The sequence below is a fragment of the Pseudomonas sp. TE36184 genome, from assembly GCF_054060055.1.
Map to the genome: position 1 here is coordinate 2,385,541 of NZ_JBSSCU010000001.1, position 18,430 is coordinate 2,403,970.

Genomic DNA, 18,430 nt, shown 5'->3' on the forward strand with positions numbered 1-18,430 from the left:
AGACCTCTACAGTTTATTGGCTGGAGATATTCAACTCTGAGAATTTTTTACGAATATATTCAGTCAACCCAGCCAAGTCTTCAAAGGCAATAGAGCCAAACTCAGGTTCATACTTAGCAAGATAGCTTTCAGAAGAGAGCCCTAAAGACTGGGCTTTAGCCTCTACCTCCTTAATATATACAGGCTCAACTACCCAATTCATGCCAGAGGACGCATAACGCTCACAACCTATCAGCACCCAAGAAATCAAGCCTATATAAGAACCAACCACCTCCTTCAAAGTAGAGATAACATATTCATTTTCTTTTTTAAATCGAAAAGCTATATATGGAGGGAATCTTGAGCGGTCCTCTCTTTCAAAATGATCACCCATCCAGACCTCTGGATTGCGTTGCCTGTATTTCCTCCACTCAAGTGCACTCAAGTCATGAAGAATATTTAGCAGCTCACCTTCCGAATCTAAAACCCTAGTCACACCCATTACTTTAACCCCTTCAGCTTATCAGAGATCGATATCCCACCTGGGTTGATATTTTTAATATGCTGCTCCCAGTCCCCTTTGGGGATAGGGTTGGACGATAGCCGTGGGTCATAAACATATCGACCATCAGTATAGACTTGGTGATAAAACTGACCCGGCTCTTTAATTCCATTCTCATAAACATTTAAATCGCCAGCTTTCGACGGACGAACTTCAATAATCTTTCCTTTACCACCAGAAGCATCAAACAATTTGCTTGCAATATCTGAACAATCTGCTCCTGAACAACCCACCATGTTTTTAATTTGCGGGCTCTCCATTGCATCGACAACAGACTTGCTCGGCGGAAACTCTGGGTTAACAGGACGGAATGGGCGATCCATTCCTGGAGGGATAAACTCGTCTCCCTTTCCGGCAGCGCCACCAGTAGCTTTTGGACCAGGCAGTTCCAAAGGTTTTGTGGTTACCTTCGAGTAGGAGACTAGCTCACTCGTCCCATCTGGGTAAACAACCTTCATCGCATCATCACTAACCGTGACAATACTGCCCTTTGGAATAACGCTATCATCCTTGAGGCGCACGCTTTCAGTGAGCTGCACCGTAGTGTTGGCTTCAATAGTGGAACTCTTAACGTATTTAGCGCTGTCCACCAACACATGATTCGGTGATTCTACTGGAGCGACAGATGGCACATCTGGATCCGGCCCAATCTTCTCAAGTTTAGCCAGCTTCGCCTCGATTCCCCCAGTCGCTTTGACACCAGCAGCGATCTCTTTGATTCCGCTGCTGGTGACCTCGACACCGGCTTTAGAGAGCAACCAAGATTCCTTTGCAGCACCTCCCGCACCACCGGTAGCAATCAGTTGGGCATATAGCGCGACGGCCTCACCTAGCTGCTTGCCGAGGTTTTCGGCATTTTCATCGCCACCCACAACGAGGGCTTCACGAATCTGACTAATCTGCGATTTAAAGGTATCGGCAGCGGCACCCAGCAGCTTTTTACCATCAGCTGACTCTGCAAACTCGCGCATAGCGTCAACAGTTGCAACGGGATCCCGTAGCACCCCAACCGCGCTGTTAAGGACGTCTACACCCGAGCCCGCCATGCTGTCTTTGAAGCTATTAAATAACGCAGTTCCTGTAATCAAGTCTTGATTGCCGGAAATGGCTAACCATTTCCCGAAGACCGCCACGACTTCAGGCGTGCTTTTGGCTTCTGCAAGCTCTTTCGTCATTTGAACAATTTGTTGGGTCGCCAACCAATTGTTATCGACGTTTGCTATCGCAGCGTTGGTGGCTGTCGCCGCGCCGTTCGGATTGCTCATCGCAGCAATGCCGGTCACCACAGACGCAATGATGTTGCGCTTGGCTTCACGCTCTTCTTTGGTTTCGTTCGGATCGGTTTCGTTAAAGAGTCCTGCCAACACACTACTGGCCGAACCACCCAAAGCGCCAGCAGAGCAACTCTGTTGACTGGCAGCAGCACCTGCACAACCCAGAATGGCGTGCAAGCCCGCATGTTCAGGGCTGCCTTCTTTCAGGCCATTGATGACCAGTTTGCCAATGTAATCAGCCCCTTGCTGCTGGACGTAATTGACAAACATGTTCTGAGCAAACTGCGAACTACCGCCAGTGACGTTACCGCTAGCACCGGCGACTAAAGCCGTTGCAATCTGTCGATAGGTTCCGCCTGCTCCCCAGTTGTTAGAAATGTCCTTTGCCTGCTGCTCAAGCAACTGGGCCTTCTTGAGATGAGCGTCTCTATCTTCATAGCTTAAGGTCTCATCTTTAGCATCCGCGTGCTCTTTGTCGGCCTGTTTAAGCTTGGCATCCGCTTCACTGGCCCGATCCTCCAGGTAAACGCCAACGTTCTGCACAAACTTCGCCGTAATATCAAACCCAGCCTGAATCTCCTGCGGGTTGAAAATCGGCTTGAGCTTGTTGCTGCCATCACGATCACTGGACACGTCGGTGTTGATCGCAGCCACTGTTTCAGCAGCCGTCTGCCCCGTCAGCGCCTGTTGCTTGGCGTCATCATTGATCTTGACCGTCGCGCCGCTGATACCGCTTTGAGTGACGCTGCTCGCATCGCCGCTGGCCAGCAAGGCAATCGGGGCGTTGGCGCTGACCTTGCCGTTGTTCGGCACCGGAGTGCCCGGCGCACCGGCTTTTTGCGAGCCGTCGGCAGCACGTCCGATGTGTTCGCCCATGCCCCCGCTCAGGCCAATGCTGCTGGCGTCGTAGGAGGCTTTGTTCTTGACGTCGGAGCTGGTGAGCGTGCCGGTGGAAAGCGTATTTTTCCCGTCTTTCACCGCCTGATCCGAGCTGGCAATGATGGCGCCATTAAGGTCGGTATTGCCCTTTACATCGACCTGGAAGCCACCATCCCCCGCCTTGATACCGGTTTGCTCGCTGACACTGGCGTAGTCGCTGTTCATTTTCTGCTGGTTGAACGACGCGGTGCCGCTGACGCCGTAGCAGAACGGTGGAATGCAGATGCTGACGCCGACGCTTGCATCGACTTGTTTAGAGCTGAACTTGCTGGTGTCCTGAAGACTGGACAGGTTCAGGTCGCCACCGACATCGGCCTGTACCTGCTTGGCAGTCACCACTGCGCCCTTGAGGTTGGTATCGTTGCCGCTGTCGAGACTGGCTTTGTTGCCGGCTTTGATCGAGGTATTGGTCTGCGTGACGTCATGCCCGTCGGACATGCCCATGCCTTTGTTCGCAGCCAGGTCCAGCGAGAGGCCGTTCTGCGTGCCGCCGACTGTTAAGCCGATGCCGACACTGCCACCGCTGTTGCCGTTGGTGCTCTTTTGCACGGCGGTGTTTTGGGCCGATAACAGATTGATGTCGCCATCTGCTTTCAGATTGACGTCATGCCCGGCATCGATGCGGCTACCCACAACATTGAGGGTGCTGTCTTTGCCTGCACCCGTGGCAGTGACATTAATGTCTCCCCCAGCAGCCAAGCTGCTGGACACCACGTTCTGACCGGATTGACTACTGTCGCTGTGGCTTTCACTGTTACTCAGGCTGACGCTGACCTTGAAGCCGACACCATTTTTCAACACGTCCTGCGCGGCGTCGTAGGTTTTCTTGCCACTCATTGCGGCGTTGGCGGCTGCCAATCCTTGCATCCGTGGATCGGATGTTTTCCCCGCAGATTCGACGGCCCCTTGAACGCCGCGCGCAGCGTCGAGCAACGGGATATCGATGCTCCCGCCAATCGCGGTACGGCTGGCACTTGCCGTGTGATTGGCATTCAGCACGTCGAAGCCAGCCTGGATATCAACATCCTTGGCGGTAATCGAGATATCGCCTTTAGGGGCGATGACCTGGCTGGCAACCTGATTGTAATGCTCGCCCGCGGCCAGGCTTACGTCGCCCCCCAGGGAGGCGACCTGGCTTCCAGCTTGTCGGGTGCTGGCGTTTTTATCAGCGTCTTTGAGCTGGGCGACGCCCATCGCGTCCTGCCACCATGAACCGATCTCACCGACTTTCTTGCTGCTGGACTTGCTACTGGAGGCGCTCTGGTCTTCGGCACTGACGACGTCAAGATTGCGCCCGGCATCAATTCGCAGGCCGTTGTCCGTCACCAGCGTGCTGCCACGTACGGCGGTATCGCGACCGCTCTGAATATCCAGACTACCGGCACTGATACTGGTACCGATGCTCTGGCTGCCGCTCTGTTGCCCCAACTGGGCTTTTTGGGTCAGCGACGGCGCGGCGACGATATTGAACCCAAACTTGCTGGACTGGCTGGATTGACTCGCCGTTTGCTGCTGCTCAGCCGTGCCGATCTCGATATCCCGGCCAGCACTCAGTTTTACCGCCTGCTGTGCTTTCAGCGCGGCGGCGTTCATGGTGACGTCATTATCGGCCTGCACGGTGATGCTGTTGCCTTGCAACTCGGTGCTGGTTACCGTTGACTGGCTAGACGACGAGCTGCTGCTCTTGCTGGAAAACAAGCCTTTCTTGGACGAAGCATTAGCCTGGCTGGTGTAGTTATCCGCCGTGTCCAAATTAACGTCATGCCCGGCACTGACCTGCAATGCATCGCCGCTGCTGACCTTGGCACCCTCGGCATTGAAGTCCTGGCCTGCGGAAAGTGAGACTTTTTTCCCGGCATCAACGGACGAGCTGACAGCCACATCATTTTCGCTCTCGCTCATCTTCGAGCTTTTCTTACCCCACGACCCCTTCTTCGTTTTCGAGTAATACGAGTAATCGCTGTCTTCAGCCGCCGCCAGGTTCAGGTCTTTACCGGCATACAAATACGCCTCATCCCCCGCCGTCACCCGGCTCGCCGTCAACGCCAGGTCCTGTCCGGCGCTCAGCGCCACGTCACCACCGGCTTTAACCGTGGTGGAGACCTGGCTCACATGGTCCTCTTTGCTCTTGACCTTCTTCGACGTAAACGAGGCATGGGACTCGTCTGCTGCCGACGACAGTGACAAATCGCCCACCGCCGACATCGTCACATCACGCTTGGCATCGATCTCACTCGCCACCGCGCTGATGTCCCGGCCCGCCTGTACCCTTAAATCACCGCCGGCATCCACGCGGCTGCCGTACTGGGTCACGCTGCTGTTCTTGAACAGCCCGCTCACCGTATTGCTGTTGGTCCCTTCGGCAGAGATCAGGTTGACGTCGCGCCCGGCCTTGAGCGTGGTGTCGGCGCCGCTGCTCATCACGCCGCCCACGCTGTTTACGTCGCGGCCGGCTTGCAGGCTCAGGTTGTTCGCAGCTTCGATGCGCGCTGCACTGTCCACGGAGTCGGTGTGCTCGGTGCGGTAGCCGCTGCTGCTGTCGTGGCTGGTGACGCTGCGCTCGTTGAGGATGTCGCCTTGGGTGACGGTCAGGTTCACGTCGCGACCGGCGATGATGCCGCCGGCGGTGTTGACGATGGTGTTACCGGCCAGCAGATTGAGGCGGTTACCGGCCTGGATCAGGCCGCTGTTGGTCAGGTCGTTGCCGGCCTGGGCCGACAGGTTATTGCTAGCCCGCAAGGTGCCGACGTTGTCCAGGTTCTGGCCGGCGATCAGGTTGACGTCGTTACCGGCGATCAACGCGCCGTCCGGGGCCAGGCGGTTATTCGCCTGGGCCAGGTACACCACGGGCACCAGGACGTTTTCGCCGTTTACTTGCTCTTCTTCAAGCCAGACGATGTCGTGGGTCAGCGCCGCGACTTGGGCTGAGGTGAGGCTCACACCCACGCTCAGGCCGAGTTGCTGTTTGCTCCTGATGGCGTTGTCCATCAGGTACTTGAGCATGCCCGAGTCGGTGTTCTGGCCGTCGATGAAGCGTTGGCCGGTGCGGGCCACCACGGCTTGTTCGACCAGACGTTGCTCATAGAGGCCGTCGCCGAGGCGCTTGGCGCTGTCGTCAGGGTTGTAGCCGAGGCCGGAGAGTAGATAGTCCGAGCTCATGAACTGCTTGAGGTCGGTGAGCACCGGGTTGGTTTCGATCAGGTATTTCTGCGGCTGCGACACGGGCTGCGTGCCCGGCAGGCCCTGCACACGAGCAATGCTCTGGCTGGCCACCGGGGACGGTTTGTCGCCGGTGGTTGCGGCCGGGGCCACTGGGGTCACACCGGGAATCGACGGAGCGTTCACGACCACGGTGCTGCCGTGGTCAGTGGCTTGCGCCGGCAGGTCCAGGTTCGGGTGGGATGCAACGACCGCAGACGATGCCGCGCCACCGCCGGCGTTCTGTGTGCCGATTGCGACCACTTGGCTGGCATCGGCGGCGCTGCTGCGGCCAGGGGTTTGGATGCTGGCGCCGCCGCCATCGCCAATGGTCCCCACACCGCTGCTGCTGGCGCCGATGCCGCTGGCCTGGCGGGTAGCCAAGTTCAGTTGAAGGCTGCCGGCGGCGTCCTGAGTCGGGGCATTTATCTGTATCACCCGGCCCTGATGGGTGGGTGCGGTGATCTGATGTTGGTCAAGTTGCAGACTGGCGCCACTCACCGACCAGCCCGGCGCATTGTTACCCTGCGCCGGGGCACTGCTGCCCTGCCCGCTCAGGCGGAACAGGCCGTTTTGCCCGGTGGGCAGGCTGAAGCCCGGCAAGGTCAGGGGGTTGATCTGCCGTTGGGCCAGGTCGGGCGGCAGTTGCCCGTTGACGGTAATGCGCGTGGAGAAGGTGCCCGCACCGCTGGCACCCGCCGCACCGGTGCCGGTCTTGGCGCCTGCGCCTACATAGGTAAAGCCTGGGCGTACCACGCTGTTGTCGATATTGGCCTGGGCCTTGACGTTAACCGCGCCACCCGCCTGAATCACACCCGCGTAGGTCTGGTCACCGGCACTGATCTGGGTGACTCGGCGCAATACCGTGCGCTCAGCCTCGGTGATACCGATAAACCCGGCCATGGCACCGGCCAGGCCGCTCAGGTCACTGGCGTTGTAGGCAGCGCCGCCGACGGAGTAACGGTTATTGAACGCGGCGGCCGCGTCGTACCACATCTCGGGATGCCGGGTACGCTCGGACACGAACAGGCGCCAGGTGTCGGTTTCGCCGGTTTCAACGCCACTATTAGTCAGGTTGTTGGCGACAACGCCGAGGTTGCCACCCGCGCCAATGGTGCTACTGGCATTGACCACATCGCCGCCGGCAATACTGAGGTTTTGCCCGGCGGTGATGCTCGAGGCGGCGCTGGAGGCCGTCACTTCGAGTTTTTCGCGTTGATCGATTTGCCACAAGTGGTTCTGTTTGCCGCTGCAATCACCCGCGTAGTTCGGGCCTTCGATGCACGGGAATTCAGTGATGGAGGCGGTGTAGATGCCGCCTGCGCTGGTGGTCAGCACCGCACGCACGTTCTGGATCGTGCTGGCGGCAAGGCTCATATTGCCGTCGCTTTGCAGGCTCGATGAACTGTTGAGTATCTGCGTGGCAAGGCCGCCCTGCCCGTCGCGGTCGATGCTCAGGTTGCCCAGGCTGTAGACGTCGGCGTAGCTGTTGGTCAGCGTGTCGACGCGCAGGCTCATGTCGCCACCGCTGAAAATCAGACCATGGTCATTGAGCAGTGCGCCGGAGGTGGCGGTGAGCTTCTGAGCACTGCCAAGGGTTGCCGTGTTGTTTATCGCGCCGGCATTGATGATCAGGTCGTTGGCGGACGTCAGCCGCCCGGCGTTGTTCAGGGTGCCCGTGATGTTGGCGCTGGTCAGGCCGCCGCCGGCCACGCTGGCGGTGTTGCTCAGGTTCAATTGCGCGGCGCTCAGACTGAGGTCGCCCTGACTGGTGATGCGCCCTGCGCCGTTGAGCGTGCCGCCCAGGTGCAAGTCGAGACTGCCGTCACTGGCGATCAAGCCATTGGTGGACCAGTTTTCACCGGTACCGGTCAACGCACTGCTTGCCAGTAATTGGCCGTCGGCGGTCTGGTTGAGGGTATTGACGTTGACCGTCAGGCGCCCGGCCTGGATCACGCTGCTGTTGGTCCAGGTGTCCTGGGCGATGGTCAGGCCACCACGCGTCACCAGGCTGCCACCCACGCTGTTGAGGTTGCTCGGCGCGATCGTGAAGTTGCCATTGCCGACGTGCAGCACGCTACCGCCGACGTTCTGCAGGCTGCCGGCCCCCAGTATCAGGTTGCTGTTGGCGGTTTCGAGCACACCGTTGGTGTTATCCAGCAGGCCGCCGATGGCGAACTCGGTGGTGCCCGCATTACCCAGGGCGCGCAAGCGGCCGTTGCCGTTGTCGAGGCTGGCGGCGCTGACCTTGAGGGTGGATTGGCTTTCGACGACGCCCAGGCGGTTATTCAGCGCGCCGCGCAGGCTCAGGTCGATCTGTTGGCCGGCGATCTGGCCGTCGTTATCGCCACTGTTATCAAAGTCGTTGCCGCTGACGCTCACCAGGCCCGTCGCGTAGAGCCCGCCGTTGCGGTTGTCGAAATTGCCGGTGGTGACGAGCGCATCGCCGCCCTGGGCGGAAACGCGCCCGCCGTAGTTATCAAACATCGCCGCCTGCAGGTTGAGGCGCTGCCCCTGCACCGTGCCGCCCTGGCGGTTGTTGTTCAGGTCATAGCCGTTGCGCAGCACACCCACTATTTGGGCCTGCAACGCACCGTTGAGGCTGGCGAATGTGCCGCCACGGTTGTCGAGGTTGTTGGCGTTGAGCGTCAGGTCACCGGTTTGCGCGATGAGTTTGCCGCTCTGGTTATCCACGTCGCCGCTGATGTTCAGGGTCAGGCCGTTCTGGCCCTGCACCACGCCGCGGCTGTTGGCGAGCCCGGCGGCCTGCAATTGCACGTCGGCGCCCTGGCTGTAGATCAAACCGTCGGCATTGTTTTGCACTGCGCCACTGGCGTTGATCGCCACGCTGCCGGTGCCTGCGAGGGTGCCGTGCTGGCTGTTGTCGATCGCACCGGCAAACAGGCTCAGCAGGTTCTGGCTGACAATCTGCCCACCCTGATTGTTGACCTGGGCGGCGCGCTGCAACAGCAACGGGCCTGCGCTGGCCAGTTTGCCGTTGGTGTTGGTGAGGTTGCCCAGCAGGTTCAGGGTCATCGCGCCGTTGCTGGCCAAGGTGCCAGCCGCATTGCCCAGGTCATTGGCATTGACCGCCAGCGCTTGCTGCGCGTTGAGCGCACCGGCGTCGTTGCTCAGGGTCGCCGCCTGCACGTCCAGGGTCGCGCCACTGTCGATCAAACCGCCGCCGCTGTTGTTGAGCAGGCCGCTGACTGTCAGGCCCTGCCCCGCGGCGCTGGACAGAATCCCGCCGCCGCTGTTGTCGAGGCTGGCCGCACTGATATCCAGGCGGCCCTGGCTGACCAGCGCCCCGGCGCCACTGTTGAGCAGCGCCCCCGTGAGGTTCACCGCCATCGCACCGCTGCGGCTGGAAAACGTGCCGTTGTTGCGGTTATCGAGGCTGCCGCCAGCAAAACCGAGGCTCTGCCAGCCCGACACCAGGCCGTTGGCATTGATCAGGTTGGCGGCGCCCAGGGTCAATGCCTGGCTGCTGATCAGCTTGCCGGCGCTGTTGTCCAGCGCACGCGCGGCCAGTACCAGGTTCTGCTGGCTGGAGACTTCACCCCCTTGGTTGTTGAGGTCACGCAGGTGGTTGATAGCCAGCGGGCCTTTGCCGAGGATCAGGCCGCCGTGGTTATCCAGGTCACCATTGTTCAGGTCCAGCGTGACGCGTTGCTCACCTGTCACCCTGCCGTTCGCCGAGGTCAACGCGCTGGTGCTCAGGTCCAGAGTGCCCAGCGCTGACACTTCACCGCCGCTGCCAGTATTCAGGCTGCCCGCCGTGAGGTTCAGGTTGCCCTGGCTGTGGATCAAGCCAAGGCCTGTGTTGTTCAGCAGGCCATCACTGGTCAGTTGCAGGTCACCCCGACTGTTCAGGGTGCCGTTGCTGTTGTCCACCGAGGCGGCGTGGGCGTCGAGGCTGGCAGCGCCGATCAGGCCCTTGATGTTGCTCAGGGCCTGGTTGACGCGCAGGGTCAGCCATTGGTTACTCAGCAGCTTACCGTTGCTGTTGTCGAGGTTCTGCGCGACAAGTGTGAACGCCTGGCCGCTGGAGATTTCACCGTTGTGGTTAGTGACGTCTGTGAGGTGGTTCAGTTGCAGCAGGCCTGCCGAATTGATCAAGCCGTCGGTATTGCTCAACAGGCCGTTGTTGACATCGAGCGTCAAGGCGCCGTTGCTGAACAGCTTGCCGCCTTGCTGGTCCAGGCCGGTCACGCTGGCGGTCAGCGCGTTGTGACTGCCAATGCTGCCGCCGTTGCTCAGTTGGCCTGCGGTGAGGCTCAGGGTGTCGCCGCTGCTGATGCTGCCGCTCTGGTTTGTCAGGTCACCCGTGACCAGCGCCACCGCGCCTTTACCGCTGATGTTGCCTTGCCCGTTACCCAGCCCGGCACTGTGCAGGTTCAGGGCGCCGTCGGTCACCAGTTCGCCGCCAAGGTTGTTGACCTGGCCGCTGAGGCCCAGCGTGAGGTCTTGCGCGCTGGAAACGCTGCCCTGGGCATTGATGAGGTTGGCAGCATTGAGGGTCAGTTGGCTTTCGCTGCTCAACAGGCCTTGGGTGTTGTTCACATCACCGGTGAGGTTCAGCACCAGCGGTTGCTGGCTGAAAACCTTGCCGCCGCTGTTGTCCAGCGTTGAGCCGGTGAGGGTCACACGTTGGCCGTTGAGCTGGCCGAGGGTACGGTTCAGCAACTGGTCAACGACAAGGCTCAGGGCGTTGGCGGCGAACAGCTTGCCGCCGTCGCTGTTGTTCAGCTGTTGACCGTTGACGCTGACATCGGCGCTGCCGTTTAACTCGCCCGCGCGGTTGTCGACACTGCCCACATCCAGTTTCAACGCGTTGGTCGCGCCGACCAGGCCGGTGCGGTTATCCAGGCTGGCACCGCGCAGGTGCAAGGTATCGGTGCTGATCACCTGGCCTTTCTGGTTGTTGATCACGCCGGCATTGAGCGTTGTGTCAGCCTTGCCTGCGACCTGCCCCGCGCGGTTGTCCAGGCTGGCGGTGGTCAGCAGCAGCGAGCCGTCACCGACCAGGCTGCCGCGCAGGTTGGTGAGCAGGTCACGGGCACTGATGTCCACGCCATCATGGCTGCTGATGATGCCGTCGGTGTTATCCAGCTGCGTGCTGCGCGCAGTGAAACCCACGGCGCTGATATGGCCGTTGACGTTACCCAGTTGCTGGTCCGCAGCAAGGGTCAGGGCCTGATTGCTGATGAGTTTGCCGTTGCTGTTGTCCAGGCTGCGCGCAGCCAGCGAAAACGCATTCTGGCTGGAGATTTCGCCGCCCTGGTTACTGAGGTTGCCCAGGTTGCTCAGCAGCAGGATTGGCGCATTGATCAAGCCGCTGTTGCTCAAGTCGCCGCCGTTGAGGTTCAGGTTCAGTTGGGTGTTGCTGAACAATTGGCCGTTCTGTTGGGTCAGCCCGGTGACGTTCGCGCTCAACACATCGGCGCTGGCGATACGCCCGCCGTTGTTGACCTGGGCCGCGGTGAGGTCGAGCTTGCCGGTGCTGGTGAGCTGCCCGCCCGTGGCGTTGTTGAACTGGCCGGTGGTGATGCTGGAGGCACCGTCACTTTTGATCAGGCCTTGCTGGCTGTTGTCGAGGCTGGCACTGGAAAGTGCCAGGCCTTGCGCCGAGTCGAAGGTGCCGCCCAGGTTCAACAGGTCGCCAGCGCTGGTCACGCTCAGCAGGCCGGCGCTGGACACCTTGCCGCCGGTGTTGTCGAGGCGTTGGCCGAGCAGCGTCAGGCCGCCTTCGCTGCTGAGGGTGCCGCCGGCGTTGATCAGGCTGGCGCCCGGCAACATGGCCGGAGCCAGTTGAATGGCCAGCGAGTGCTGGGCCGCCACGCTGCCTTGGGTGTTGTCCAGGCGCGTGCCCACCAGGTGCGCGTCTTGAGCGAACACCAGCCCTTTGGCCTGGTTGATCACCTGGGCAACGGCCAGTTCCAGTGCAGTTGCAGCGAGCAACTTGCCGCCGCTGTTATCCAGGTATTGGCCGCTCAGCGAGACACTTTGCTGACTGGAAATTTCCCCCACGCGGTTGTCGACGCTGTCGATACTGAGTTTCAGCGCTTTTGTAGCCGCAACCAGCCCACCGTTGCGGTTGTCGAGGGTGTTGGCATTCAGCGTCAGGTTGCCCTGGGCCACCAGCTCACCACCCTGTTGAGTCAGCGCTCCCAGAGTTGCGTCGAGATCGCCCTGGCTGGCGATACGTCCCTTGTCGTTGCTGACGGTATCGAACGCCAACTGCACCGGGCCGGTGGCGCTGGTCAAGCCGTTACTGTTATTCAGCGACTGACCCACGAAGCCCAGTGCCTGCTTGCTGTTGATCACGCCCTGGCGGTTGTCCACCTGGCCCGTGTGCAGGTTCAGATTCCCGTTGGTGCGAATCGCCCCGGTGCGGTTGTCCAGGCTGGCGGACTGGATGTCCACCGCGCCCTTGGCCTGCACGCTGCCTTGCGCATGGTTGTCGAGCAGGCCGTCAACGGTCGCACTCAAGCTGCCGTCGCTGACCAGGCTGCCGGACTGGCTGTTGTCGAGGCTGGCGGATTTGACCTGCAAGCGTTGGCCGGCGCCGAGAGTGCCGCCATTGTTACCCAGTGCCCCGCTGACGTTCAGGTCAAGGCTGTTATCGCCCAGCATTTGCCCGCGCTTATTGCTCAGCGTCGCGGCATTGACCACGCTGGCACCGGCGCTCGATACCTCGCCGTTGTCGTTGACAAGGTAGCCGGCCACGGTCAATCCCAGGTCCGTTGAACTGCTCAGCAAGCCGTGAGTGTTATCCAGTGTGCCCGCTTGCGCCTTGAGCCCAGCCGCCGAAATTTCACCGTTGAGGTTGGTCAGCAGCTGCGCGACCGTGAGGGTCAGCGCCTGGTCGCTGATCAGCTTGCCGGCGCTGTTGTCGAGGTTCTGCGCGGCGAAGGTAAAGGCCTGCGCGCTGGAGATTTCGCCGCCGCTGTTATCCACATTGTCGAGATGGTTCAGCAGCAACGCGCCCGGGGCGTGGATCAGGCCACCGGCGTTGTTCAATAGCCCGTGGTTCAGGTCCAGAGTCAGGCTGGCGGTGCTGTACAACTGGCCGCCAGCGTGTTGGTCCAGGCCGGTAACGCTGGCGTTCAGCGCCTGAGTGCTGGCGATGCGGCCGGCGCCGCTGTTGTCCACCTGAGCGGCGCTGAGGTCGAGGCGATCGGCGCTGGTCAGCCGCCCGCCCTGGTTGTTCAACGCACCGGTGACGACGCGCACCGCGCCGTCCCCGATAAGGTGACCGGCAACACTGTTATCCAGACTGGCGCTGGTCAGCATCAAACCGGCGGCGCTGAGCAGTTCGCCGCCCTTGTTGCTGACCGCACTCTGGCTGGTGAGCGCCCATGGCCCGGCACTGCTGATGCGCCCGCCATCGTTGATCAGGTTGCCCATTTGCGCGCTGAAGCGGCTGTCGCTGCGTACCACGCCCTGCCCGTTATTGAACTGATTGCGCAGCAGCAATGACAGGTCGTCTTTGGCATACACGCTGCCCTGGCCACTGTTGTCCAGGCTGCCCGCGTTGATGCTGACGGTGTGCTGCCCGCTGAGGATGCCCTTGAGCTGGTTATCGAGGCGATCAAGCGTCAGTTGCAGCGCGCCGCCGGCCAGCAGGTGACCGCCCTGGCTGTTGTCGACGCCGGTACCGGTCACGCTCAGGTCGTTAACGCTGGAGACTTCGCCGCCGCGGTTGTCCAACTGGCCGACGGCAAGGCGGGTGTTGGCCTTGCCGATGATGCGGCCCAGGCTCCGGTTGTCCAGGCTGGCGGCGCTCAGTTGCAGGTCGCCGGTAGCGGCGAACAGGCCAGTCTGGTTGAGCAGTTGCCCGGCGATCTGTGCCGTCAGTTGGCCGTTGCTGGTCAGGCTGCCATTGGTGTTATCCAGGCTCGCCGCGCTCAAGTCGAACGCCTGGCCGGTCGCCAGGGTGCCCTGGCGATTATCGATGGCTCCAGCGCCGACAAGGCTCAGGTTTGCGTCACCCTGCACCTGGCCCTGACGGTTATCCAAGGCGCCCACAGTGACCGAAGCCGTGTGCGCGAGGATCTGCCCGTTGCGGTTATCCAGCCCACCGTCGACCTGCACGGCCAAGCCGCCCGTGGCACTGAGGGTGCCGCCGACGTTGCCGAGGCTGGCGCCATGCACCTCCAGCGCCTGTGCGGACACCAGCCCCTTGGCGTTTTCCAGGGCCTGGGCAATGTGCACTGTCAACGCCTGTGCGCTAAGGAGTTTGCCGTTGCTGTTGTCGAGGTTGTCGGCCAGCAGGCTGAAACTGGTGGTACTGGAGATCTCGCCGTTGCGATTATCGACGCCGTTCAAATGACTGAGCAGCAACTGCCCCGGCGCGTTGATCACGCCGCCCAGGTTGGTGAGTTGGCCACGATTGAGGTCAAGGCTCACATCGGACTGGCTGGCTACCCGGCCGGCGGTATTGTCCAGGCTGCCGACGGCGACCTGTAAACCGTTGGCAGAAATCACCCCGGCACCGTTGTTCAGCACTTGAGCGATCTGCACTGTCAGGGCCTGATCGCTGAGCAGCTTGCCCGCGCCGTTATCCAGGCTATTGGCGGCGAGCGAAAAGCCGTGTGCACTGGAAATTTCGCCCTGATGGTTGTTAACGGTGTTGAGACCCTTGAGGGTCAACTGGCCGCTTGCGTTGAGCAGCCCGTTGCGGTTGTCCAGCAGGCCGCTGTTGAGGTTCAGGCTCATGTCGGCGGTGCTGTAGAAACGGCCGCCGTCATGCTGGTCAAGGCTACCCAGGTTTGCGTGCAGCCCCTGGGTACTGGAGATTTGGCCGCCGGCACTGTTGTTGACCGGGCCGCTTGCAAGGTCAAGCGTGCCTTGGCTGGTAAGCGCGCCCTTTTGGCTGTTGTCCAGTGCGCCTGCGGTGAGTTGCACCGCCTGCCCCGCCGCTATCCGCCCGCCCTGATTATTCAGCGCGCCGCTGGCGTTGAGGCTCAACACCTGCCCGGCCGACACCAGGCCGGCAACGTTATCCAGAGACGCAACCTGCAAGCTGACCTGGCCAACACTCGACAGCTCGCCTGCGTTGTTGAGCAGTTGGCCCACCGTGCCGTTGAGATTGCCGGTGCCGCTCAACAGCCCACCAGTGTTGTTGAGCAACTGGCTGGCCGTCAGCCCCAGGCTGCCGGCGCTGATTATCCGAGCCTGATTCGTGTTATCGACTTGATCGGCACTGACCTGCGCCTGACGCCCGGCGCTGAGGGTGCCGTGCTGATTGACCAGCGCAGCCGCATTCACCGTCAGGTCACGGCTGGCGATGATGGTGTTACCGGTGTTGTCGAGGGTTTGCGCGGTCAGGCGCACATCGCCGTTGGCATTGCGGCTGTTGTCGGCATTGACGCCCGCTTCAATAATGCCGCTGTTGCTCAGGCGAGCGCCGCTGTCCAGCGTGATGCTGTCACGGGCTGCCAGGTTGTTGGTGTTGCTCAGGTCGCCCTGGGCCTTGATCGCCAGATCCGTACCGGCATATACCGCGCCTTGGGTTTCCAGGCTTTGGGCGGTCACATTCAGTGCATTGCCGGCAGAGGTTTGCCCCAGGTTCAGGTGCCCGTTGGCGTCGATCCGGATATCACCACCGGCCACCATGTTGCCGGCAAGTTTTACCCCCACGCCCGCCTCAGTGCCCACCAGCCTGATCGTGCCGGCGTACATCCCGCCCAGCGCCGACGAATCGATAGCCAGTGCCGGTGCAGCACTGCCGTCCGCAGCCCGTGCGGCGGCATTCAAGGTGCTGGCGTCCACGTCATTGCGACCGGCAACAACGGTCAGCTTTTGCGCCTGAATCTGCGCATTGATGTGCGCGGCGCGGGTGATGATTTCGAACTGGCCCACGTTGCTCGCGTTCAATCCGTCGCCGTCAACCGACACACCGCCCTGGTCCACCTGGTAGCGGCTGACCTTGCCGTTTTCAATCACGGCCTGGCCGGTGGTCAGCGTCACCTGCGGCGTGTTGATAAAGCCGCAGCCATTGCAGCTCACACCGTAAGGGTTGGCGACAATCACATGGGCCGCCTGCCCCGCCACTTCGGTGTAGCCGCGCAACTGGCTGGGGCTGCCGCCGTTGACTTCGTTGAGGATGGTGCTGGCGGCCTGCCCGGTGAAATTGGGGTTGCCGACAATGATCCCGCCCAGTTGCGTACTTTGGGTGCGATCCGTGGCGTTGTTGAGGATCAGGCCCTGCGCGCCGACGTTGTAGTCATGGAACTGGTTATGGGACAAGCCCGCCGCATTCGGCGCCGCGATGTTGACGATGGGCACGCCGTTGCCCGCTTGCGCCAGTGTGGTGCCGGGGGCATTGACGACGATGCCATCCGCCTGTGCCAGCAACGGTTGCCAGAACATGGCGTTAACCAGGATGAGCGCCAACCCGCGCTTGGGCAGCCCCAGAAACGACGTGCGGTTTTTCAGGGCCGCAGAAGGTTGGCGCGCAAGAAAGGCGAATTGGCGGACGTCCATGTCAAGTCTCGATGCACAAAGGCGAAAAAGTTAGAGGAAGAAATCCAGACGGAAATAGATCGGCGCCTCACGCTCGGTGATCGCGTCGGGTCGTTCCAGGGAGTGCGCAAAGGTCACGGTGGCGGCCACGTTGGGGCCGCGGGCAAACAACTCCAGCGCGTCACTGGTCATGCGCCCGTGCTGGTCAGGGTTGTACCGCCCGTGGCTGATCACGCCCTGGTCATAGCCAATGCTGCTGCCGTACTCGGCAAACACGGTGTGCATCCAGTTCCAGGTCACCGGGCGTGTCCAGCGCAGGTCGTTGCGCCAGTAACCACCGCTGTCACCGGTGAGGGACTGGTCCTGGTAGCCGCGAATCGACGACAGACCGCCAAGGCTGGTGCGTTGTGGGCTGAACAGCACGTCTTCACTGTGTTGCCCGGTCATCAGGCTGCTGAAACTGAATGACTCATCGCCCAGCTTGAACGGCTGCAAATAGCTGAGGGTGGCGGTGTATTTGCGGTAGCGCGCGTCGGGCTGGCCGGCTTTGACGTCACGATTGCTTTGGGCATCGAAGGCGCCGATACCGTCTTGCATGCCCAGGTCGACGTTGAGAAAACCCCCGCCGATGCGCCGGCCATGGTTGATGCCGAACTGGGCTTCGCTGATGCGGTTGCTGCTCAGCGCCAGCTTGCTGTCTTCGATGTAGTTGTGGGTGCTGAGGTACGACACGCCACTGCTCAGCGAGGTTTTGCTCACGGCATCGCGATAGATCACACGCTCAAGGCGTAGTTGGTGGTTCTGGCTGTCGCCGCTTTGCTTGAAGCTGAAACCGTTGGCTAGGGCCAGGGAGCGGTATTCGCTTTCGTTGTAGCTGTAGGTGAGGTTCCACCAACCGAACGGCAGGTTGTAATTGAGCATCGCGTTACGCGAATTCTTGCTGGTATCACTGACCACATCGTGCCCGGCGCGCAGGGAGAGTTGATCGGACAGCCCCAGCGGGTTGTCCCAGTCCAAGCTCGTACCCGCCTGTTGGCGACCGGTGCTGCGCTGGCCGTCGTTGCCGTAGGACAAACCGGCACGCCAGGGCTTTTGCGGGGTGTTCTTGACCAATACTTCGCTGCCGCCAACTTCCTTGCCCGGCGCCAGTTCCATCTGCGCCTGGTTCGATGGCAGGCGGTTGAGCTGATCAACCATCTGCTCGATTTCCCGCAGGTTGAGCAACTCCCCCGACCTGCCCGGAAACACCTGGGCCAACTGGCGCTCGGAAAAGCCACTGCCATCGGCGCCCTTCAAGCCTTCGAGCCGGCCTTCCACCACTTGGACCTTCAAGATGCCGCTGGACAGATCCTGTTGCGGCAAATAGGCACGGCTGGTGACCAGGCCTTTTTCGATGTAGCGCTCGGTGATGACTTTAAGCAGAGCATTGAGCTGCGCTACGCCCAGGCATTGGCCAATATAGGGTGCCAGCAGGCGTTCGCGTTCGCCGGCGGAAAGCGCGTCTGCCCCCGTGAGTTCGATGGTCTTGATTAGGAAACAACGACTGTCAACCGGGGCTGCAGGCGCCACCGGTGATGGGGTTTTGCCGGGTAATTCCTTGAGTTGGTCGAGGCGCTGGCGTTGTTCTTCGAGGAGGCGGTCCTGACGGTCGCGAATCAGGTCGGTGTCGCCGGGATTGGATGCAGCTTCAGCCATGAATGAGGCAGCAACCCCCGCCAACGCCAGCACCCCAAAGGCACTCATCCTGAGTTTTGAGCCGTACATAAACACCCCAATGAAGGATGGCTAAGAGCCATCATTTCCGGGAATGCTATTCTGACAATGTATTGGCGTCAATTTGTCAAACATGAAACTTTTACAACATGCTACAAGCCAATTTTTTGGCTAAGCAATTAAATATCATTACAAAGTAATATAAGTATTTGATAAAAATGAATTTATAGAAATTCACACAAGCGTGATTTTTCTTAAGAGAAGGGCCTTTTTTCATGATTTTCATTATTGCGTG

General features: G+C 60.6%; 3 protein-coding genes. All 3 read right to left on the minus strand.

Annotation, left to right across the window (positions count from 1 at the left end; all coding sequences use genetic code 11):
- Positions 1 to 13: 13 nt before the first annotated feature.
- The 3 genes from ACVWZP_RS10415 to ACVWZP_RS10425 are packed head-to-tail and all read right to left on the minus strand — an operon-like array spanning position 14 to position 18,165.
- Entirely contained in the window at positions 14 to 481 is a 468-nt protein-coding gene (locus tag ACVWZP_RS10415) for a hypothetical protein (protein WP_126588497.1), read from the minus strand.
- Entirely contained in the window at positions 481 to 16,443 is a 15,963-nt protein-coding gene (locus tag ACVWZP_RS10420; RefSeq protein WP_457369723.1) for a hemagglutinin repeat-containing protein, read from the minus strand. The genes ACVWZP_RS10415 and ACVWZP_RS10420 overlap by 1 nt, the downstream gene beginning before the upstream one ends.
- 30 nt (positions 16,444 to 16,473) lie before the next feature.
- Positions 16,474 to 18,165 carry a ShlB/FhaC/HecB family hemolysin secretion/activation protein gene (locus ACVWZP_RS10425; protein ID WP_457370392.1) on the minus strand — a complete coding sequence of 564 codons (1,692 nt, stop codon included), beginning with the start codon at positions 18,163 to 18,165 and terminating at the stop codon, positions 16,474 to 16,476.
- Positions 18,166 to 18,430 lie beyond the last annotated feature (265 nt).

What these genes read in the sequence shown, in the direction of transcription:
- ACVWZP_RS10415 (WP_126588497.1), bottom strand. Translation starts at nt 481, where the DNA reads ATGGGTGTGACTAGGGTTTTAGATTCGGAAGGTGAGCTGCTAAATATT.
- ACVWZP_RS10420 (WP_457369723.1), bottom strand. Translation starts at nt 16,443, where the DNA reads ATGGACGTCCGCCAATTCGCCTTTCTTGCGCGCCAACCTTCTGCGGCC.
- ACVWZP_RS10425 (WP_457370392.1), bottom strand. Translation starts at nt 18,165, where the DNA reads ATGAGTGCCTTTGGGGTGCTGGCGTTGGCGGGGGTTGCTGCCTCATTC.